Below are 19,406 nucleotides of genomic sequence, written 5' to 3'. Positions count from 1 at the left end.
ACGTGGACCGCAGTGAAACGGTCATCGTCCGGTCACAATCGCCGCGCACATCGGTCACGGGCGCCTGTGAGAGTCCTGTGCACCCGCTTCCCCGGACGTACAGGAAGGCCGATCAGCCGTGTGCGCACTGCTCGTGACACCCGCCCAGCGACACTCGTCCCCGGACCGGGAGCTGAGTGTGCGTCCGCTGTCCGTCCCGGAATACCGGCGCTTCCTTTCGCAGAACCGGAACGCGAGCTTTCTCCAGTACCCGTCCTGGGCCGAGGTAAAGGACCTCTGGCGCTCGGAAAGGATCGGATGGCACCACCCGGACGGGGAAATAGCCGGTGCCGGACTGGTTCTCCTCCGCCAATTCCCGGGCATCCGCAAATACTTCGCCTATCTCCCCGAGGGCCCCGTCGCCGACTGGTCCGACCCCCACATCGACCGGTGGCTGGAGCCCCTCAAACGCCACCTGCGCGCGGCCGGCGCCTTCGCCGTCCGGATCGGCCCCGCGCCCGCCTACCGCCGCTGGGACGCGGCCACCGTCAAGTCCGCCACCGGACCCGGCCGGCAGATGTCCGACGTGCTCGCCACCGAGGTCGACCCGGTCGGCGCGGCCCTCGCCGACCGGCTGCGCACCCGCGGCTGGAAACGCTGCGGCGGCGAGGACGACGGCGACGCCCAGCCGCGCCACGTCTTCCGCGTGCCGCTCGTCGGCCGCTCCCTCGACGAGCTGTGGTCCGGCCTCAACCAGGAATGGCGGCGCAACGTGCGCAAGGCCGGGAAGTCGGGTGTGGAGACGGTCCTCGGCACCGCCGCCGACCTTCCCGAGTTCTACCGGCTGCTGCGCATCACCGAGGAGCGCGACGGCTTCCGGCTCGGCCGCTCGCTCGCGTACTACCAGCAGCAGTACGCGGCCCTCAACGCCGAGGCGCCCGGCCGGATGCGCCTCTACCTGGGCACGCACCGGGGCGAGGTCCTGGCCGCGCACACCATGATCGTGGCCGGGAAGCGCGTCTGGTACCAGACCGGCGCCTCCGCCGACCACCGCCGCGAAGTCCGCCCCAGCAACGCCCTGCAGTGGCGCATGATGCAGGACGCACATGCCCTCGGAGCGGACGAATACGACATGCGCGGGGTACCCTCCACCCTTGACCCCGACGAACGTTCTTTCGGGCTGCTGCGCTGGAAGCTCGGCACCGGCGGGCAGGTCGTCGAAACGCTCGGCGAATGGGAGACCCCGATGGACGGATACGGCAACGCGGCGCTGTACAAGGCCTTCCAGGCCTACCTGGCCCGCCGGTGACCACCACGGACACCAGAACGGCCCCCGGCCGGTCCGCCGGCGGCGCGGCCCGCCCGGCACCGGCGAAGTCCTCGGTGCTGCGCAGCGGCGCACTCATGGCAGCCGGCTCGATCGTCTCCCGCGCCACCGGCTTCGTCCGCTCCGCCGTCGTCGTGGCCGCGCTCGGCACCGGGCTGCTCGGCGACGGCTACGCCGTCTCCAACACCGTCCCGAACATCCTGTACATGCTGCTCGTCGGGGGCGCGCTCAACGCCGTCTTCGTCCCCGAGCTGGTCCGGGCCGCCAAGGAGCACGAGGACGGCGGAGTCGCCTACACCGACCGGCTGCTGACCGCCTGCACCGCCGCGCTCCTGGTCCTCACCGCCGTCGCCGTCCTCGCGGCGCCGCTGATCGTCTCGGCGTACACCCCGTACACCGGGACCCAGGCGAGCACCACCGTGGCCCTGGCCCGGTACTGCCTCCCCCAGATACTCTTCTACGGGCTGTTCACCCTGCTCGGCCAAGTGCTGAACGCCCGTGGGCGTTTCGGCGCGATGATGTGGACCCCGGTCCTCAACAACCTCGTGATCATCGGCGTGTTCGGGCTGTTCCTCTACGTCTCCCACGGCGCGGCGGACGGTCTGACGGCCGGCGAGACCCGGCTCCTCGGCCTCGGCACCACCGCCGGCATCGTCGTCCAGGCCCTCGCCCTGGTCCCCTCCCTGCGCGCCGCCCGCTTCCGCTGGCGCCCCCGCTTCGACTGGCGCGGCCAGGGCCTCGCCCGCCCGCTGCGCAACGCGAGCTGGCTGGTCATGCTCGTCCTCACCAACCAGATCGCGTACTGGGTCGTCACCCGCCTCTCCACCGCCACCGGACGGCACGCCGTGGAGGCCGGCCTCGCGGGCGGCGCCGGGTACACCGCCTACAGCAACGCCTACCAGCTGTGGGTCGTCCCGCAGGGCATCATCACCGTCTCCCTCGTCACCGCCCTGATGCCCCGGATGAGTTCGGCGGCGGCCGAGGGCGACCTCGCCGCAGTCCGCCGCGACGTGTCGTACGCGCTGCGCTCCAGCGCCGCCCTCGTCGTCCCCGCCGCCGCGCTGTTCGCCGCGCTCGCCCCCTGGGTCATGGGCAGCGTCTTCGGGTACGGGCGCACCGGAGCCGCCGACGTCGAGGTCATGGCCGGCATGCTCGTGGCCTTCGCCCCCGGGCTGATCGCCTTCTCCGGGCAGTACGTCCTCGCGCGCGCCTTCTACGCCCTCTCCGACACCCGGACCCCGTTCTTCCTGAACCTGGTCATCGCCGGCCTGTGGGCCGCGCTGTCGGCCGCCGCTTACCTCTGGCTGCCGCCCCGCTGGGCGGTCACCGGCATGGCCGGCGCCTACTCCGTCGCGCTGTTCGCGGGCCTCGCCGTGACCGCGTACACCCTCGCCCGGCGGCTCGGTCCGCGCACCGGAACCCGCACCGAGCGGCGCACCACCGCGGTCCGCACCCACCTGCGGCTGCTGACCGCCTGCCTGCCGGGCGCCGCCGCCGGGTACGCGGCCGCCCGGGCCGCCGACGGCTTCGGCGACTTCGCCGCGGTCGGCGCGGGAACCGCGGCCATCGCGCTCGTCGTCGTCCTCCTCGCCGGGCCGCTGCGCCTCACGGAGATCACCGACCTGCTGGACTCCCTGCGGCGGAAGACCGGCCGCTAGCAGGAGCCCCGAACCACCTTGGACGATGACCGGATGCCACGCGTACTGTTGATCGAGGACGACCCTTCCATCAGGGAAGGAGTGGGCCTGGGCCTGCGCCGCCGCGGCCACGAGGTGAGCGCCGCCGAGACCGGCGAGGCGGGCCTCGCGCTCATGGGGAGCTTCCTGCCCGAGCTGGTGCTGCTCGACCTCATGCTGCCCGGGATGAACGGCGTGCAGGTCTGCCGCCGCATCCGCGAGACCAGCCAGCTCCCGATCATCATGCTGACCGCCCGCGGCGACGACTTCGACATAGTCGTCGGCCTGGAGGCCGGCGCCGACGACTACATCGTCAAGCCCGCCCGTACCGAGGTCATCGAGGCCCGCATCAAGGCCGTGCTGCGCCGCCTCGGCGCCCCGGCGGGCAGCCGCCCCGAGATCGAGTTCCACGGAGAGCTCGCCATCGACCGCGCCGGGCTGACCGTCGCCAAGAACGGCGAACGCCTTCCCCTCGCCCCCAGCGAGATCAAGCTCCTGCTGCACCTCTCCGCCTCGCCCGAGCAGGTCTTCTCCCGCCAGCAGCTCCTCGAATGCGTGTGGGACCACAGCTACCACGCCGACGCCCGGCTCGTGGACGCCTGCGTACGCCGCCTGCGCACCAAGGTCGAGGAGCCCGCCGGCGCGCCCCGCTACATCCAGACGGTGCGCGGCTTCGGCTACCGCTTCGGTCCGCTGTGAGGCGGCGGATAGCACCGCTCGGGCTGCGCACCCGGCTGATCGCGGCCTTCCTGCTGGTCGCCGCGATCAGCGCGGTGACCACGGCCACGCTGACCTACCAGCAGGCCCGCACCGCGGTCCTCAAACAGAGCCAGGACACCGCGGTCAGTGCCCTGCGCGACCAGATCGAGACCCAGCCCCTCCAGCTGCCGCTGGACCAGGCACAGCTCCAGCGCATCGTCAACGAACTGGGCAAAAGGGGCAAACCGCATCCGTGGAGCGTCTTCGGCGAGTACGGCACCCTGCGGGCCTCCAACACCAGCGCGCCCACCTCCACCGTGGTCACCGAGCAGCTCCGCCGCCAGGTGACGGCCCATCCGCACGGTGCCTTCCAGCGGGTGACCGACGCCTCCGGCAGCCCGTACCTCGCCGTCGGCATGCCGGCCGTCTGGCTCCACAACGACCTCCGGGAGCCCACCGGCCTGGTCGTCTTCGTGACGATGCCCCTGGCCGCCGAGGGCAAGACGGTCGAGGCCATGGTCGAAGCCGCCAAACGCGGCGCCGTCCCCGGCCTGGCCATCGCCGTCGTCCCCGCCCTGCTCGCCGCGCGCAGCGTGCTGCGCCCCGTCCGGGACATGCGCCGCGCCGCCCAGCGCCTCGGCCGCGGCCGCCTCGACACCCGGATAGAGGTCCGCGGCGCCGACGAGCTCGCCGGACTCGCCCGCACCTTCAACGAAACCGCCCGCGCCCTCGAACAGTCGGTGAACGAACTGCGGGACGCCGAGACCCGGGCCCGCCGCTTCGCCTCCGATGTCTCCCACGAACTGCGCACCCCGCTCTCCGGGATGCTCGCCGTCACCGAGGTCCTGGACGAGGACGCCGAGCGCCTCGATCCCGACACGGCCGCCGCCCTGCGGCTGGTCAGCGCCGAGACCGGCAAGCTCGCCGTCCTCGTCGAGGACCTCATGGAGATCTCCCGCTTCGACGCCCGCGCGGCCGAGCTCAACCTCGACGACGTGGACGTGGCCGAGGCCGTGCGCAAGACCCTCGAACGCCGCCACTGGGACGACCAGCGGGTGGTCACCGACCTGCCCTCGCAGGTCCGCGCCCGGCTCGACCCGCGCCGCTTCGACGTGGTCCTCGCCAACCTCGTCGGCAACGCCCTCCGCCACGGCGGCGCTCCCGTCTTCGTCACCGTGCGCTGCGAACCCCGGCCCGGCGGCCCCCGGCTGCTGATCGACGTGGCCGACAGCGGGCCCGGCATCGCCCCCGAGGTGCTGCCGCACATCTTCGACCGGTTCTTCAAGGCCGACGCCGCCCGCACCCGCTCCGCGGGCAGCGGCCTCGGCCTCGCCATCACCCTGGAGAACGTCCGGCTGCACGGCGGCACCCTGCGCGCCGCCAACGGGCCGGCCGCGGGAGCCGTGTTCACGCTCGACATGCCTCTGGAGGCCGGCGCATGACCCGGGTCCGGACGGCAGCGGCCGCCACCGCCGCCCTGCTGCTGGGCGCGCCGCTGCTCACCGGCTGCGGGATCAAGCCCACCGATGTCATCGAGAGCGGAGCCGCGGCGAAGGTCGTCGTACCCGGCCCCGGCACCAAGGGGACGGTGTACTTCGTGACGTCCGACGGGCGGCTCGCCCCCGTACCCGAGACGGAGCAGCCCGCGGTGTCGACGAGCGCCGTCCTCCTGAGGCTGTTGAGCGGCCCCACCGAACAGGAGCGGGCCGCGGGCCTGGAGACCCGGCTGCCCGAGCTGGACATCAAGAAACAGGGCGCCAGTGCCGGCACGAGCGTCGTGTCGCCGGACACCATCCAGGTCGGGCTGCCGTTCAAGGTCGGCGGCCTGTCCGAGACGGCCCGCCGCCAGTTGGTGTGCACGGTGGCCTCCACCGAACCGCGGTACCAGGTGGTCCTGAGCGGCCCGGACACGGATCTCGAACCCGCCCGCTGCGACCTCGGCCGCTGACCGCACCCTTGCGGGACGGCCGGTGCTCCCGCCACCGTGGCCCCATGGACCCCGCCGCGGACGTCCCCGACGTCTTCGACCCCCGCCTCTACGCCGAGGGCATCCCGTACGAGCGCTACCGGCTGCTGCGCGAGCACCACCCGGTGGCCTGGCAGGAGGAGCCCGAGGTCCTCGGCTGGCCCGCGGGGCCCGGCTTCTGGGCGGTGACCCGGCACGCCGACGTGGTCCGGGTGCTGCGCGACCACGCCACCTACTCCTCCTGGCTCGGCGCCACCCAGATTCGCGACCCCGACCCGGCCGACCTGCCCTTCCTGCGGCGCACCATGCTCAACCAGGACCCGGGCGGGAACGCCGGCGACCACGGGCGGCTGCGCCGGCTGGTCTCCCGCGCCTTCACCCCCGCCCGGGTCGACGCCTTCGCGGGCCGGGTCCGCGAGCGGGCCCGTACGCTGCTCGCCGGCGCCCGGGACCGGGCCGAGGACGGCGCCGCCGACGTGGTCGCCTCCGTCACCGACGAGTACGCGCTGCTCAACCTCACCGACCTGCTGGGCGTCCCGGCCGCCGACCGCGCCCTGCTGCTGGAGTGGACCGTACGGATCATCGGCTACCAGGATCCCGAGGACGCCCCCCCGCCCGTGCTCGGACCGGACGGCAAACCGCTCAACCCGCGTGCGCCCGCACTGCTGGGCGAGATGTTCGGGTACGCCCGCGAACTCGCCGCCCACAAGCGGAGCCACCCGGGCGACGACGTGATGACCGCCCTCGCCGGCGCCGGACTGGAACCGGCCGAGCTGGAGATGTTCTTCTTCCTGCTCACCGTCGCGGGCAACGACACCGTGCGCAGCGCCGCCCCCGGCGCCCTCCTCGCCCTCGCCCGCCATCCCGCCGCGTACCGCGAACTGGCCGGCGGCCGCGCCCCGGTGGAACGGGCCGTGGAGGAACTGCTGCGCGTCCACCCGCCGGTGCTCAGCTTCCGCCGCACCGCCGCCGCCGACACCGAACTGGCCGGGCAGCCGATCCGCGCCGGCGACAAGGTGGTGGTCTTCCACGCCTCCGCCAACCACGACGAGCGCGTCTTCCCCGACCCCGGCCGCCTCGACCTCGGCCGGACGCCCAACCCGCACGTCTCCTTCGGGGACGGGCCGCACGTCTGCCTCGGCGCGCACTTCGCCCGGCTCCAGCTGCGGGTGTTCTACGAGGAGTGGCTCGCCGCCATGCCCGCCCCCGAGCTCGCCGGCCCGCCGCGCCGGCTGGTCTCGAACTTCATCAACGGGATCACGCGGCTGCCGCTGCGGGTGTCCGGGCCTGCCGGGTGACGTCCGCCAGCAGCTCGACCACGTCCGGGCCGTAGGCATCGGAGTTGTTCACCTTCAGCACCACGCAGAAGGAGTCCCTGCCGTAGCGGCGCGCCAGGTCCTTGTGGTGACGGGCCAGGAACCGGGCGCCCGCCTGGTTGCTGATCGCGGTCTGCCCGGAGATCAGGAACACCGGCCGGCTCCCCGCCCCGGTCGTCAGCCGCGCCAGCAGCACGTGGTCGACCTGGCCCTTCTGCCAGCGGTACGCCTCCCCGCCGACCCGGATGGCACCGCGGTCGGGGCCCGGCTCGCGGGAGACGTCGACCTGCACGCCCGGCAGCATGGAGGCCAGATGGGCCGCCGTCCGGGCGTTGGAGACGGGCCCTCCGACACAGAACTCGGCGCGCTCCCCGAAGCCCTGGCGCACCGAGTCGTGGGAGACGATCTGCAGATTGGCCCCGCAGTCCTTGATCAGGGCGGATATCTCCAGCAGCGCGAAGGCGTCGTTGCGGTGCACCGACCCCTCGGTGCCGCCCATCTGCCGGTTGACCACGAACAGGCAGTCCGAGCCGGTCGGCAGTCCGAAGAAGGCCTGCTTGCGGCGCAGCGTACGGCGCCACAGATAAGTCCGGGAGAACCAGCCGAAACCGCCGCTGATCGCGGTGGCCACCACCCCGAGCACGATGTTGCGCACGTCGTCGTTCATGCGCGGGATGCTAGCCCGCACGACGTGTTCCTGACGCGGAGGGTGCGGTGAAGTTACAGTGCCGCCTCCAGGCCTGTCCGGTGGGGTCCGACAGGCCGTCGACTGGAGGTACGGATGCGTCGTTCCGCCACACGTCAGTTAACGCTCCTCGCCCTTGCCGCAGCCCTGGTGTCCACCGGCGCCGCGGCTCCGCCGTCACCGGCGGCGGCCGCCGCGCCCGCCAAGGTACCCGTCGCCGCGGGATACGGAGGAGCCGTCGCCAGCGTCGACGCCGACGCCTCCGCGGCCGGGATCGCCGTCCTGCGCGCCGGCGGGAACGCGGTCGACGCCGCCGTCGCGACGGCGGCCGCCCTCGGCGTCACCGAGCCGTACTCCGCCGGCATCGGAGGCGGCGGCTACCTCGTCTACTACGACGCGAAGTCGCGCCGCGTGCAGACCATCGACGGCCGCGAGACCGCGCCTGCCACCGCCACCGCCGGCCTCTTCCAGGAGAACGGCGTCCCCATCCCCTTCGCCGAGGGCCAGACCAGCGGCCGCGGAGTCGGCGTGCCGGGTACCCCCGCCACCTGGAAGAGCGCCCTGGACGCCTGGGGCACCCGCCCGCTGTCCCAACTCCTCAAGTCCGCCGAGAAACTGGCCCGTGACGGCTTCACCGTGGACGCCACCTTCCGCGCCCAGACGGAGCTCAACCAGGACCGCTTCAAGGACTTCCCCGACACCCGGAAGCTCTTCCTGCCGGGCGGCGCCCTGCCGGTGGTCGGCTCCACCTTCAAGAACCCCGACCTGGCGGACACGTACGCCGAACTCGGCCGCAAGGGCACCGGCGCGCTCTACCGGGGCCCGCTCGCCGAGGACATCGTCCGCGCCGTCCGCAAGCCTCCCGTGGACCCGGCCGCCACCCGGATCGTCCGGCCCGGCGACCTGACCACCGGGGACCTGCGCGCGTACGCGACCAAGCGGCAGGACCCGACCCAGGTGAGCTACCACGGGCTCGACGTCTACAGCATGGCGCCCTCCTCCTCCGGCGGCACCACCGTCGGCGAGGCCCTCAACATCCTGGAGCACACCGACCTCGGCTCCCTCTCCGAGGCGCAGTACCTGCACCGCTTCATCGAGGCCTCGCGGATCTCCTTCGCCGACCGCGGCCGCTGGGTCGGCGACCCGGCCTTCGAACGGGTGCCCACGCGCGAACTGCTCTCCCAGCGGTACGCGGACACCCGCGGCTGCCTCATCACCCCGGACAAGGCACTGACCAGCCCCCTGGCCCCGGGCGACCCGCGCCACCCGGTGCCGTGCGGCGGCGCCGGCCAGGCCGCCCCCACCACCTACGAGGGGGAGAACACCACGCACCTGACGGTCGCCGACCGCTGGGGCAACGTGGTCTCCTACACCCTGACCATCGAGTCCACCGGCGGCAGCGCCATCACCGTCCCGGGACGCGGCTTCCTCCTCAACAACGAGCTGACCGACTTCTCCTTCGCCCCGGCGGCCCCCGGCGTCCCCGACCCGAACCTGCCCGGACCCGGCAAGCGGCCCCGTTCGTCCATGTCCCCGACCATCGTCCTGCAGCACGGACGCCCCCTGCTCGCCGTGGGCTCCCCGGGCGGCGCCACCATCATCACCACCGTCCTGCAGATCCTGATCGGCCACCTGGACCGGGGCCTGCCGCTGGTCGACGCCATCGCCGCGCCCCGCGCCAGCCAGCGCAACCAGACCACCACCGAACTGGAACCGGGCCTGTGGAACAGCCCGGTCCGCACCGAACTGGAGGCACTGGGGCAGGGCTTCCGGCAGAATCCGGAGATCGGCGCCGCCACCGGCGTCCAGCGGCTCCCGGACGGGCGCTGGCTGGCCGCCGCCGAAACCAGCCGCCGCGGCGGCGGCTCGGCGATGGTGGTCCACCCGCACGGCAGGCCGTAGGGCCGGCGCGAAGCCACGGCCCGGGGCACGGATCCGTGTCCCCGGGCCCGGCCGGCCCGGCGTTCGGGCGGAACCGGCGGCTGAACGGCCCAACCGGGGGTGTGGGAGCGGCGTCGGGCGGGGCAAGCGTGAAGGCGTGTCAGCCACGAACGCACCCCAGCGCCTTGGCCTTGCCCTCCTCGGCGCCCTCCTCGCGGCCGCTCTGCTGCTCGCGGCCCGCGCCGCGCCCGAGGGCCGGGCCCCGACCACATCGGCCCCGAGCGGCGGATCCTCCGCCACCAGGGCCTCGTCGCCGGCCACCCCCGGCTGCGGGCCGCAGCACCGCCCGGACGACCTGGGGGGAGGGCGGGCCCGTACAGTCGGAGCATGACCCTTGAGGAGCTGAACCGCGGCAAGTACGTCAGCCTCACCACCTTCCGCAAGGACGGCACGGCGGTGGCCACGCCGGTATGGGCGGTGGCCGACGGTGACGAGCTGTACGTCTGGACGCGCAGCGATTCGTGGAAGGTGAAGCGGATCCGCAACAACGGGCGGGTCACGGTGAGCGCGTGCGACGTACGGGGGCGGGTGCCGCAGGGGGCACGCGTGCTGGAAGGGGAGGCGCGGCTGCTGGACGAGGCCGGGGTGAAGCGGGTGCGCGCGCTGATGGCGCGGAAGTACACCTGGCAGTTCTGGGCGGTGGACCTGCCCGCGGCGGTGGCCCGGCGGGGCAAGCGGCCGCACACCGGGATCGCGGTCGCCCTCAAGCTTTGAGACTCCCGTAGCCCGCCCGTAACACGGGTGGGATGCAATGCGGGGATGGAGACCGCGATTTCACTGGCGATCGGGCAACTCTCTGACTACTTACGGGGGTTGACGCAGCGGCTGGACCCCCGGTCGGGCTGGTACGGGGAGTTCCTGCGGCGGGATCCGGAGGGCGTGCGGGCCTGTCTGGAGGGGGCCGCGATGCCGCCGTGGGACGTGGTGGAGTCGCTGCTCGGTGATCTGGCGCGGGACCGGGGAGCGGAGTTCGCGGAGCGGGAGCGGCAGTACGCGGCGCGGCTGCGGACGGCGGCCGTCAGCGCGTGGGACCGGCTGCCGGGCGGGGCGGAGGAGCTGCGGACCCTGCTCGCGGCGGCCGCCGAGCAGCGGGCGGCTGCGGAGGCGGCGATCCGGGCCCTGGCGGAGCGCCTGGCCGCGCTGCCGGCCGGGGCGGAGGCGGAGGCCCTGTCCCGGGAGCTGACCTGGACCCGCGACGACGCCTCCAGGGCCATCTCCCGCGAAGCAGACCTGGCATCCCGCCTGACCGCCCTCCACCCCGGCTCGGCCCCGCAGGCCCCGCCCGGGCAGGGCCCCGGCCCCGGCCTGCGGGGCGCCCCCACCGGCCCCGCACGGCCCCGCCCCGCCCCTGCCGGTCCGGCTGCCCCCGCCGCTGCGCCGGATCCGGAGCAGCCCTGGCCCGGCCCGGGGGATCTGCCCCCGGAGGACCGGGAGCAGCCCCGGCCCGGGCCGGCTTTCGCGGGGGCCGCGCCGGTCCGGCCGGAGCCGGAGCCCGGCGGGTCCGGGGCCTTGGCAGCGCCGGAGCCGGGCCGGGCCGACGAGGGGACGGCGGCCGGGGAACCCGGGCCCGAGGCGTTGCCGGGGGTGCCGCGGCAGCGCTCCGGGGACGCCGGGGACCGTGCGCCGGAGCCGCCCGTACGGCGGGCCGAGGGGCGGTGGTTGCGCGGGGCGCGGCGGTCCGGCGGGGCCCGGTACGCGGGGGCCGCAGCCCCCGAAGCCCCGGTCTTCACCCCGCCACCGGGCTACCCGGCCGAGTCCGCCGCGCCCCGCGGCGCCCGCTTCGGCCGCCCGGCCCGCACCCCGGAACCCCCGCACCCCGAGCCCCCTTCCCCGACCACCCCCGCAGACCCCGGCCCGGCCCCCGCCTGGGCCGCCGCGGCCGCTTCCGCCGGCCCGGGTGCCGAGACTGCCTGGCCGACCGCACCCGGCACCCCCGACACGGCTTGGCCGGGCCGGACCGCCGCCCCGGGCTCCGGTACGACTTGGCCGGACGGGGCCGTCGAGCCGGGCTCCGGTACGGCTTGGTCGGACGGGAGCATCGGCGGTCCGGGATCAGGTGTCGCCTCCGGCTCGGGGCGGGCCGTCGGCGGCGTGGTCGGGGAGTTGTCGGCCCTGCGGGGGCAGGGGCGTGGCGGGGAGGCGCACGCCCTGCTCTGCGAGGCCGCCGCCTGGCCCGCCGAGCGGCTGCCCGGCCTCGCCGACGCGCTGGCCCGCGCCGGGCTCGGCGCGGACTGGGCCACCCTCCTGTGGGAGGCGGCCTCGCTCCCGCCCGAGCGGCTCGCCGCGGCCGCCGCCGCCCTCGCCGAGGCCGGCCGCACCGCCGACTGCGAGACGCTGCTGCGCCAGGGCGTCGCCCGGCCCACCGCCGAGATCGCCGACGCGGCCCTGGCCCTGGCGGAGGCCGGCCGGTCCCGCGAGGCCGACGCCCTGCTCGGAGCCTTCGTCCTGGTCCGCACCCCGCAGGAGGCGGCCGACCTCGCCCGCCGGGCCCCGCAGTGGTTCGGCCCCCGGCTGCTCCGGGCCGCCGAGGCCCTCTCCGACGGCCGCCGCCGCGACCTCGTACACGCCCTGCGGGTCGCGAAACTGCCCGCCTCTTGACCGTAATCGACCAGGATGCGGCGTAACGTGATCGACTACTCCAACCGCGCACGGCGCTCTTGCCCCACGCAGTGACGAGGCCTACGTTCTACATCCCTACGTACATCGCGTACCTCACCGTCTACGTGCGTAGAAGCCGGCGTTCCCGTCGCGAGGAGCAGCTCATGGCCCAAGTCGTCCGCGCCGCACTCGTCCAGGCCACCTGGACCGGCGACACCGAGTCGATGATCGCCAAACACGAGGAGCACGCCCGCCGGGCCGCCGCCCAGGGCGCGAAGATCATCGGCTTCCAGGAGGTGTTCAACGCCCCCTACTTCTGCCAGGTCCAGGAGCCCGAGCACTACCGCTGGGCCGAGCCCGTCCCCGACGGCCCCACCGTCCGCCGTATGCAGGCACTCGCCCGTGAGACCGGCATGGTGATCGTCGTGCCCGTCTTCGAGCAGGAGGACGCCGGCTTCTACTACAACACCGCCGCCGTCATCGACGCCGACGGCAGTTACCTCGGCAAGTACCGCAAGCACCACATCCCCCAGGTCAAGGGCTTCTGGGAGAAGTACTACTTCCGCCCGGGCAACCTCGGCTGGCCGGTGTTCGACACCGCCGTCGGCCGCGTCGGCGTCTACATCTGCTACGACCGCCACTTCCCCGAGGGCTGGCGCGCCCTGGGCCTGGCCGGAGCGCAGCTGGTCTACAACCCCTCCGCCACCCACCGAGGCCTCTCCGCCTACCTGTGGCAGCTGGAGCAGCCGGCGGCGGCCGTCGCCAACGAGTACTTCGTGGCCGCGATCAACCGCATCGGCCAGGAGGAGTACGGCGACAACGACTTCTACGGCACCAGCTACTTCGTCGACCCGCGCGGCCAGTTCGTCGGGGAGGCCGCCAGCGACAAGGAGGAGGAGCTCCTCGTCCGCGACCTCGACTTCGACCTGATCAAACAGGTCCGCGACCAGTGGGCCTTCTACCGCGACCGCCGCCCCGACGCCTACGGAGGGCTCGTACAGCCGTGACCAACCCGATTCCCCTGCACAGCCGCCACCGGGCCGTCCTGCCCGACTGGCTCACGCTCTACTACGACCGCCCCATCGAGCTCACCCACGGCGAGGGCCGCCACGTCTGGGACGCCGACGGCAACCGCTACCTCGACTTCTTCGGCGGCATCCTCACCACGATGACCGCCCACGCCCTGCCCGAGGTCACCAAGGCCGTCTCCGAGCAGGCCGGGCGGCTCATCCACTCCTCCACGCTCTACCTCAACCGGCCGATGATCGAGCTGGCCGAGCGGATCGCCGCCCTGTCCGGCATCCCCGACGCCCGGGTCTTCTTCACCACCTCCGGCACCGAGGCCAACGACACCGCGCTGCTGCTCGCGACCGCGTACCGCCGCTCCAACCAGATCCTGGCGATGCGCAACAGCTACCACGGCCGGTCCTTCTCCACCGTCTCGATCACCGGCAACCGCGGCTGGTCCCCGACCAGCCTCTCGCCGCTGCAGACGTACTACGTGCACGGCGGCGTCCGCACCCGCGGTCCCTTCGCGCACCTGTCCGACGCCGAGTTCACCGCCGCCGCCGTCGCCGACCTGGAAGACGTGCTCGGCCAGGCCCGCGGCGGCGTGGCGGCCCTGATCGCCGAACCCATCCAGGGCGTCGGCGGGTTCACCTCCCCGCCCGACGGCCTGTACGGGGCCTTCCGCGAGGTCCTGGACCGGCACGGCATCCTGTGGATCAGCGACGAGGTGCAGACCGGCTGGGGCCGTACCGGCGACCACTTCTGGGGCTGGCAGGCCCATGCGCAGAGCGGCCCGCCGGACATCCTCACCTTCGCCAAGGGCATCGGCAACGGCATGGCCATCGGCGGTGTCGTCGCCCGCGCCGAGGTGATGAACTGCATCGACACCAACTCCATCTCCACCTTCGGCGGCTCCCCGGTCACCATGGCCGCCGGCGTGGCGAACCTCGGCTACCTGCTGGAGCACGACCTCCAGGGCAACGCCCGCCGCGTCGGCGGCCTGCTCCTGGAGCGGCTGCGCGCGATCTCCGCCACGGTGCCCGCCGTACGGGAGGTACGCGGCAGGGGCCTGATGGCCGGGCTGGAGCTGACGAGGCCCGGCTCCGACGAAGCCGACCCGCAGGCGGCCGCCGCCGTCCTGGAGGCCGCCCGCGAGGGAGGCCTGCTGCTCGGCAAGGGCGGCGGCCACAACACCAGCGTGCTGCGCATCGCGCCGCCCCTCTCGCTCACCGTCGCCGAGGCGGAAGAGGGAGCCGAGATCCTCGCCCGGGCACTCCGCAGCGTGCACGGCAACTGACACCGGGGGAGACGTACATGAGCACCCGCACCCTGATCCGCGGCGGTCTCGTCCTGACCGCTGCCGACGAACTCCACGCCGACGTGCTGATCGAGGACGGCCGGGTGGCGGCCCTCGCGGCGCACGGCTCGGCGGCCGCCGAAGCATGGACGGCAGACCGGACGATCGACGCGAGCGGGAAGTACGTCATCCCCGGCGGGGTCGACGCACACACCCACATGGAGCTCCCCTTCGGCGGGACCGCCGCCTCGGACACCTTTGAGACCGGAACCCGGGCCGCCGCCTGGGGCGGCACCACCACCATCGTCGACTTCGCCGTGCAGAGCATGGGCCGCTCCCTGCGCGAGGGGCTCGACACCTGGTACGACAAGGCCGACGGCAAGTGCGCCGTCGACTACGCCTTCCACATGATCCTCTCGGACGTCAACGAGGGGACCCTGAAGGAGATGGACCGCCTGATCGGGGAGGGCGTCACCTCCTTCAAGCTGTTCATGGCCTACCCCGGCGTCTTCTACAGCGACGACGGGCAGATCCTGCGCGCCATGCAGCGGGCCGCCGGCAACGGCGGGCTGATCATGATGCACGCCGAGAACGGCATCGCGATCGACGTCCTCGTCGAACAGGCCCTGGCCCGCGGGGAGACCGACCCCCGCCACCACGGCGAGGTCCGCAAGGTGCTGCTGGAGGCCGAGGCCACCCACCGGGCGATCCAGCTCGCCCGAGTGGCCGGCTCCCCGCTCTACGTCGTCCACGTCTCGGCCGAGGAGGCGGTGGCCGAGCTGGCCGCCGCCCGCGACAAGGGCCTGCCCGTCTTCGGGGAGACCTGCCCGCAGTACCTGTTCCTGTCCACCGACAACCTCGCGGAGCCCGACTTCCAGGGCGCCAAGTACGTCTGCTCCACCCCGCTGCGCCCCCGCGAGCACCAGGCGGCGCTGTGGCGGGGGCTGCGCACCGACGACCTGCAGGTGGTCTCCACCGACCACTGCCCCTTCTGCTTCAAAGGCCAGAAGGAGCTAGGCCGCGACGACTTCTCCAAGATCCCCAACGGGCTGCCGGGCGTCGAGAACCGGATGGACCTCCTGCACCAGGCCGTCCTGGACGGGCACATCACCCGTCGCCGCTGGATCGAGATCGCCTGCGCGGCCCCCGCCCGGATGTTCGGCCTCTACCCCCAGAAGGGCACCATCACGCCGGGCTCCGACGCCGACATCGTCCTCTACGATCCGCACGCCGAGCAGGTCATCTCCGCCGAGACGCACCACATGAACGTGGACTACTCGGCGTACGAGGGCAAGCGGATCACCGGACGCGTCGACACCGTGCTCTCGCGCGGCGAACTCGTCATCGACCGGCGCACCTACACGGGCCGGGCCGGCCACGGCGTGTTCATCCCCCGCTCCACCTGCCAGTACCTCTAAGGAGCTGTGGTCCCTTGGACTTCGGACTCGTCCTGCAGACCGACCCGCCCGCCTCCCAGGTCGTCAGCCTCATGCGGCGCGCCGAGCGCAACGGCTTCCGCTACGGTTGGACCTTCGACTCCGCCGTGCTGTGGCAGGAGCCCTTCGTCATCTACAGCCAGATCCTGGAGCACACCCGGCTGATGCACGTCGGCCCGATGGTCACCAACCCGGGCACCCGCACCTGGGAGGTCACCGCCTCCACCTTCGCCACCCTCAACGACATGTTCGGCAACCGCACGGTCTGCGGGATCGGCCGCGGCGACTCCGCGATGCGCGTCGCCGGACGCAAGCCGAACACCCTTGCCCGGCTCGGGGAGGCCATCGAGGCCATCCGGGACCTGGCCGAGGGACGCGAGGCGGAGGTCGACGGCAGCCCGATCCGCCTCCCGTGGGTGCGTGAGGGCAAACTCCCCGTATGGATGGCGGCGTACGGGCCGAAGGCCCTGGCCCTGGCCGGCCAGAAGGCCGACGGCTTCATCCTCCAGCTCGCCGACCCCTACCTCACCGAATGGATGGTCAAGGCGGTCCGCGACGCCGCCGCCTCGGCCGGCCGGGACCCGGACGCGATCACCGTCTGCGTCGCGGCCCCCGCCTACGTCGGCGAGGACCTCGCCCACGCCCGCGACCAGTGCCGCTGGTTCGGCGGAATGGTCGGCAACCACGTCGCCGACCTGGTCGGCCGGTACGGAGAGCACTCCGGCATGGTCCCGGAGGAGCTCACCGAATACATCAAGGCCCGCCAGGGCTACGACTACAGCCACCACGGCCGCGCCGGGAACCCGTCCACGGACTTCGTGCCGGACGAGATCGTCGACCGCTTCTGCCTGCTGGGCCCGCCCGAGGCGCACATCCGGAAGCTGGAGGCCCTGCGCGACCTGGGCGTCGACCAGTTCGCGGTCTATGCCATGCACGACGCGCGGGAGTCCGTGATCGAGGCGTACGGACAGCACGTCATCCCGGTGTTCAGAGCCTGACGCACACCTCCTGACCCGAAGGGACGCGCGCTCATGCCGAACCACCCGACGACCGACGCCGCCGAAGACCGCGTGGAGCTCGCCCCCGGCGAGGTCCCGTCCGACGGCCGCTTCGCCAACACCGACCTGCTGCCCGTGCCGGTGGAGGCCAGGCGCTGGACGACGTACAACTTCGCGGCCCTGTGGGTCGGCATGGCGCACAACATCCCCTCCTGGCTGCTCGCCTCGGGCCTGGTGGCCCTGGGGATGGACTGGAAGCAGGCCGTCTTCACCATCGCCCTGGCCAACCTGATCGTGCTGGTGCCGATGCTGCTCACCGGGCACGCCGGCCCCAAGTACGGCATCCCCTTCCCGGTCCTGGCGCGGGCCTCGTTCGGAGTGCGCGGGGCCAACCTGGCCGCGATGATCCGGGCGGCCGTGGCCTGCTGCTGGTTCGGGATCCAGACATGGATCGGCGGCTCCGGGATCTTCGTGCTGCTCGGGAAGATCTTCGGAGGCTGGGCGGACGCGGAGGAGATCGCCGGCCAGCCCTGGACGCTGTGGCTGTGCTTCATCCTCTTCTGGGCCCTCGAACTGGCCATCATCTACCGGGGGATGGACACGCTGCGGCGCTTCGAGAACTGGGCCGCGCCCTTCGTCATCGTCGGGGCCCTCGTCCTCCTGGTGTGGATCGGCCTCAAGGCGGGCGGCTTCGGCCACCTGCTCGACCAGCCCTCCCGGCTCGGCTGGGGCGCGGAGTTCTGGCCGGTCTTCTTCCCCTCGCTCATGGGGATGATCGCCTTCTGGTCCACCCTCTCGCTCAACATCCCCGACTTCACCCGGTTCGGCGCCGGACAGCGCTCCCAGATCATCGGGCAGACGCTGGGGCTGCCGACGACGATGACCCTCTTCGCGCTGCTGTCGGTCTTCGTCACCTCCGGCTCCGAGGCGGTGTACGGCACCCCGATCTGGGACCCCGTGGTGCTGGTCTCCAAGACCGACAGCGTCTTCGGGCTGCTGTACGCCCTGGTGACGGTGCTCGTCGCGACGATCTCGGTGAACATCGCGGCGAACGTCGTCTCTCCGGCCTACGACCTGGCCAACCTGGCACCGCGCCTGATCAACTTCCGCAGGGGGGCGCTGATCACCGGCGTGGTGGGCGTGCTGATCATGCCGTGGAAGCTGACCTCCACCCCCGAGCTCTACATCTTCACCTGGCTGGGCCTGGTCGGCGGCCTGCTCGGCACGGTCGCCGGCATTCTCATCGCCGACTACTGGATCGTGCGGCGCACCCACCTCTCGCTGCCCGACCTCTACCGCGACGCGGGCCCGTACTGGTACAGCGGCGGCTGGAACCCGCGGGCCCTGGCCGCCTTCCTGGTCGGCGGGGTCCTGGCCGTCGGCGGCTCCCACTCGGCGCCCGGCCAGGGGCCCTTCCCCCAGGACGGGCTGATCCCCTTCCTGCGGCCCCTCGCGGACTACGGCTGGGCGGTCGGCCTGGCCTCGTCCCTGCTGCTGTACGCGGCCCTCACCCGCCGGGAGCACCCGTCCGCGCAGCCGCCCGGATGAGGCGGGGATCCACGGCCGGTTCACCCGGGGGCCACCTGGTGTGCGCCCGTCCGCCGGGACCGCGGGTGGGGTTTGTCAGCCGGGCGTGGTGTGATGGAGACATGATCGAACAGTTCCTGGCCCGTGACCTGTCCGCGGTGGAAGAAGCCGTCCGCAAGGCGGCGGCCGTCGAGATCATGCCGAGATTCCGGCAGCTCGCCGAACACGAGGTGGACCAGAAGAGCGGCCCCCACGACCTGGTGACCATTGCCGATCGCAAGGCCGAGGAGCACCTGACGGCCTCGCTCACCCGGCTGCTGCCCGGCTCCGCCGTCGTCGGCGAGGAGGCCGTGCACGCCGACCCGATGGTGTACGGGGCGCTGCGGGACGAGGCCCCGGTGTGGATCGTGGACCCGGTCGACGGTACGCGGCAGTTCGTGAACGGCGACCCCGCCTTCTGCACCCTGGTCGCCCTGGCCCTGCGCGGGGAGATCCTCGCGTCCTGGACCTTCGCCCCGGCGCTGGACGAGCTGGCGACGGCCGTGCGCGGCCAGGGTGCGTACGTCAACGGCGAGCGGATCCACAGCGGTTCGCCGGACCCTGGCAGCGACCTGCGGATCGCCATGGCCCACCCGCTCTACACCTCCGACGAGCACAAGCGGATCCTGGCCCGGCTGGACGTGCCGGGCGTCGCGGCCCGGCCCTGCGGATCGGCGGGCCTGGAGTACCTGAAGGTGGCGCGCGGCGAGGTGGACGGCCTCGCCTTCACCTGGCCCTCGGCGTGGGACCACGCGGCCGGGCTGCTGCTGGTCGCCGAGGCGGGCGGCGCGCAGAGCACCGTCGCCGGGGTGCCCTTCCGGGTGGACCGGGACAACGAGCTGCCGTTCGCGGTGGGCCGCGACGAGCCCACGGCGCACCGCATCCGCGACCTGTTGCGCGGATAGCCCCATATC

The 19,406-nt window shown here is 73.2% G+C and carries 16 protein-coding genes; 15 read left to right on the top strand and 1 reads right to left on the bottom strand.

The genetic code is table 11. The annotated features are described in order from the left end of the window. Positions 1 to 172: 172 nt before the first annotated feature. From AC0666_RS19175 to AC0666_RS19150, 6 genes are read left to right on the top strand one after another with little or no spacing between them, the layout of a single operon-like run. Entirely contained in the window at positions 173 to 1,288 is a 1,116-nt protein-coding gene (locus AC0666_RS19175) for a lipid II:glycine glycyltransferase FemX (protein WP_478707998.1), read from the top strand. Beyond that, positions 1,213 to 2,964, top strand: coding sequence for a murein biosynthesis integral membrane protein MurJ (gene murJ / locus AC0666_RS19170; protein ID WP_468968670.1), 1,752 nt, complete (start codon positions 1,213 to 1,215; stop codon positions 2,962 to 2,964). The genes AC0666_RS19175 and murJ overlap by 76 nt, the downstream gene beginning before the upstream one ends. 33 nt (positions 2,965 to 2,997) lie before the next feature. Next, positions 2,998 to 3,681: a response regulator gene (locus AC0666_RS19165; protein ID WP_478707979.1), complete on the top strand. Its 684-nt coding sequence runs from the start codon at positions 2,998 to 3,000 to the stop codon at positions 3,679 to 3,681. Beyond that, positions 3,678 to 5,123, top strand: a complete 1,446-nt coding sequence (locus AC0666_RS19160; RefSeq protein WP_468968675.1) for an ATP-binding protein — start codon at positions 3,678 to 3,680, stop codon at positions 5,121 to 5,123. Before AC0666_RS19165 ends, AC0666_RS19160 begins: the two co-directional genes overlap by 4 nt. Beyond that, positions 5,120 to 5,629 carry a hypothetical protein gene (locus AC0666_RS19155; protein ID WP_468968678.1) on the top strand — a complete coding sequence of 170 codons (510 nt, stop codon included), beginning with the start codon at positions 5,120 to 5,122 and terminating at the stop codon, positions 5,627 to 5,629. The genes AC0666_RS19160 and AC0666_RS19155 overlap by 4 nt, the downstream gene beginning before the upstream one ends. Before the next feature lie 44 nt (positions 5,630 to 5,673). Further along, the gene (locus tag AC0666_RS19150) at positions 5,674 to 6,945 is read left to right on the top strand and encodes a cytochrome P450 (RefSeq protein ID WP_468968680.1); all 1,272 of its coding nucleotides are present in this window, start codon (positions 5,674 to 5,676) and stop codon (positions 6,943 to 6,945) included. Here the strand turns inward: AC0666_RS19150 and AC0666_RS19145 are convergent. Next, positions 6,905 to 7,630 carry a hypothetical protein gene (locus tag AC0666_RS19145; RefSeq protein WP_361711458.1) on the bottom strand — a complete coding sequence of 242 codons (726 nt, stop codon included), beginning with the start codon at positions 7,628 to 7,630 and terminating at the stop codon, positions 6,905 to 6,907. The two genes, AC0666_RS19150 and AC0666_RS19145, sit on opposite strands and share 41 nt — an antisense overlap. Before the next feature lie 114 nt (positions 7,631 to 7,744). On the opposite strand from AC0666_RS19145, the gene ggt reads away from it, so the two are divergent. From ggt to AC0666_RS19100, 9 genes are all read left to right on the top strand, one after another. Beyond that, entirely contained in the window at positions 7,745 to 9,550 is a 1,806-nt protein-coding gene (ggt, locus tag AC0666_RS19140) for a gamma-glutamyltransferase (protein WP_478707978.1), read from the top strand. A 366-nt stretch (positions 9,551 to 9,916) separates the two neighbouring features. Further along, positions 9,917 to 10,303: a PPOX class F420-dependent oxidoreductase gene (locus AC0666_RS19135; RefSeq protein WP_468968686.1), complete on the top strand. Its 387-nt coding sequence runs from the start codon at positions 9,917 to 9,919 to the stop codon at positions 10,301 to 10,303. A gap of 99 nt (positions 10,304 to 10,402) precedes the next feature. Continuing rightward, positions 10,403 to 12,187: a hypothetical protein gene (locus AC0666_RS19130; RefSeq protein WP_478707977.1), complete on the top strand. Its 1,785-nt coding sequence runs from the start codon at positions 10,403 to 10,405 to the stop codon at positions 12,185 to 12,187. A 164-nt stretch (positions 12,188 to 12,351) separates the two neighbouring features. After that, positions 12,352 to 13,194: a nitrilase-related carbon-nitrogen hydrolase gene (locus AC0666_RS19125; RefSeq protein WP_468968691.1), complete on the top strand. Its 843-nt coding sequence runs from the start codon at positions 12,352 to 12,354 to the stop codon at positions 13,192 to 13,194. Then, on the top strand, positions 13,191 to 14,492 hold the full coding sequence (locus AC0666_RS19120) for an aspartate aminotransferase family protein (protein ID WP_478707976.1): 1,302 nt from the start codon (positions 13,191 to 13,193) through the stop codon (positions 14,490 to 14,492). Before AC0666_RS19125 ends, AC0666_RS19120 begins: the two co-directional genes overlap by 4 nt. 17 nt (positions 14,493 to 14,509) lie before the next feature. Next, positions 14,510 to 15,910 (top strand): dihydropyrimidinase, encoded by a 1,401-nt coding sequence (gene hydA, locus AC0666_RS19115; RefSeq protein WP_468968697.1) that lies wholly within the window; start codon positions 14,510 to 14,512, stop codon positions 15,908 to 15,910. Between the two features lie 14 nt (positions 15,911 to 15,924). Next, positions 15,925 to 16,926 (top strand): TIGR03842 family LLM class F420-dependent oxidoreductase, encoded by a 1,002-nt coding sequence (locus AC0666_RS19110; RefSeq protein ID WP_468968699.1) that lies wholly within the window; start codon positions 15,925 to 15,927, stop codon positions 16,924 to 16,926. Between the two features lie 33 nt (positions 16,927 to 16,959). Then, positions 16,960 to 18,474: an NCS1 family nucleobase:cation symporter-1 gene (locus tag AC0666_RS19105; protein ID WP_468968702.1), complete on the top strand. Its 1,515-nt coding sequence runs from the start codon at positions 16,960 to 16,962 to the stop codon at positions 18,472 to 18,474. Positions 18,475 to 18,575: 101 nt separating this feature from the next. Further along, positions 18,576 to 19,397 (top strand): inositol monophosphatase family protein, encoded by an 822-nt coding sequence (locus tag AC0666_RS19100; protein ID WP_478707975.1) that lies wholly within the window; start codon positions 18,576 to 18,578, stop codon positions 19,395 to 19,397. Positions 19,398 to 19,406: the final 9 nt, after the last annotated feature.

The organism is Streptomyces sp. NPDC043680 (assembly GCF_056436685.1).
This window is presented reverse-complemented; position numbering and strand designations above follow the sequence as displayed.

Coding starts and splice junctions, on each gene's coding strand:
- murJ (WP_468968670.1), top strand. CDS start 1,213: ATGGGAGACCCCGATGGACGGATACGGCAACGCGGCGCTGTACAAGGC.
- AC0666_RS19165 (WP_478707979.1), top strand. CDS start 2,998: ATGCCACGCGTACTGTTGATCGAGGACGACCCTTCCATCAGGGAAGGA.
- AC0666_RS19155 (WP_468968678.1), top strand. CDS start 5,120: ATGACCCGGGTCCGGACGGCAGCGGCCGCCACCGCCGCCCTGCTGCTG.
- AC0666_RS19150 (WP_468968680.1), top strand. CDS start 5,674: ATGGACCCCGCCGCGGACGTCCCCGACGTCTTCGACCCCCGCCTCTAC.
- AC0666_RS19145 (WP_361711458.1), bottom strand. CDS start 7,630: ATGAACGACGACGTGCGCAACATCGTGCTCGGGGTGGTGGCCACCGCG.
- ggt (WP_478707978.1), top strand. CDS start 7,745: ATGCGTCGTTCCGCCACACGTCAGTTAACGCTCCTCGCCCTTGCCGCA.
- AC0666_RS19135 (WP_468968686.1), top strand. CDS start 9,917: ATGACCCTTGAGGAGCTGAACCGCGGCAAGTACGTCAGCCTCACCACC.
- AC0666_RS19125 (WP_468968691.1), top strand. CDS start 12,352: ATGGCCCAAGTCGTCCGCGCCGCACTCGTCCAGGCCACCTGGACCGGC.
- hydA (WP_468968697.1), top strand. CDS start 14,510: ATGAGCACCCGCACCCTGATCCGCGGCGGTCTCGTCCTGACCGCTGCC.
- AC0666_RS19105 (WP_468968702.1), top strand. CDS start 16,960: ATGCCGAACCACCCGACGACCGACGCCGCCGAAGACCGCGTGGAGCTC.
- AC0666_RS19100 (WP_478707975.1), top strand. CDS start 18,576: ATGATCGAACAGTTCCTGGCCCGTGACCTGTCCGCGGTGGAAGAAGCC.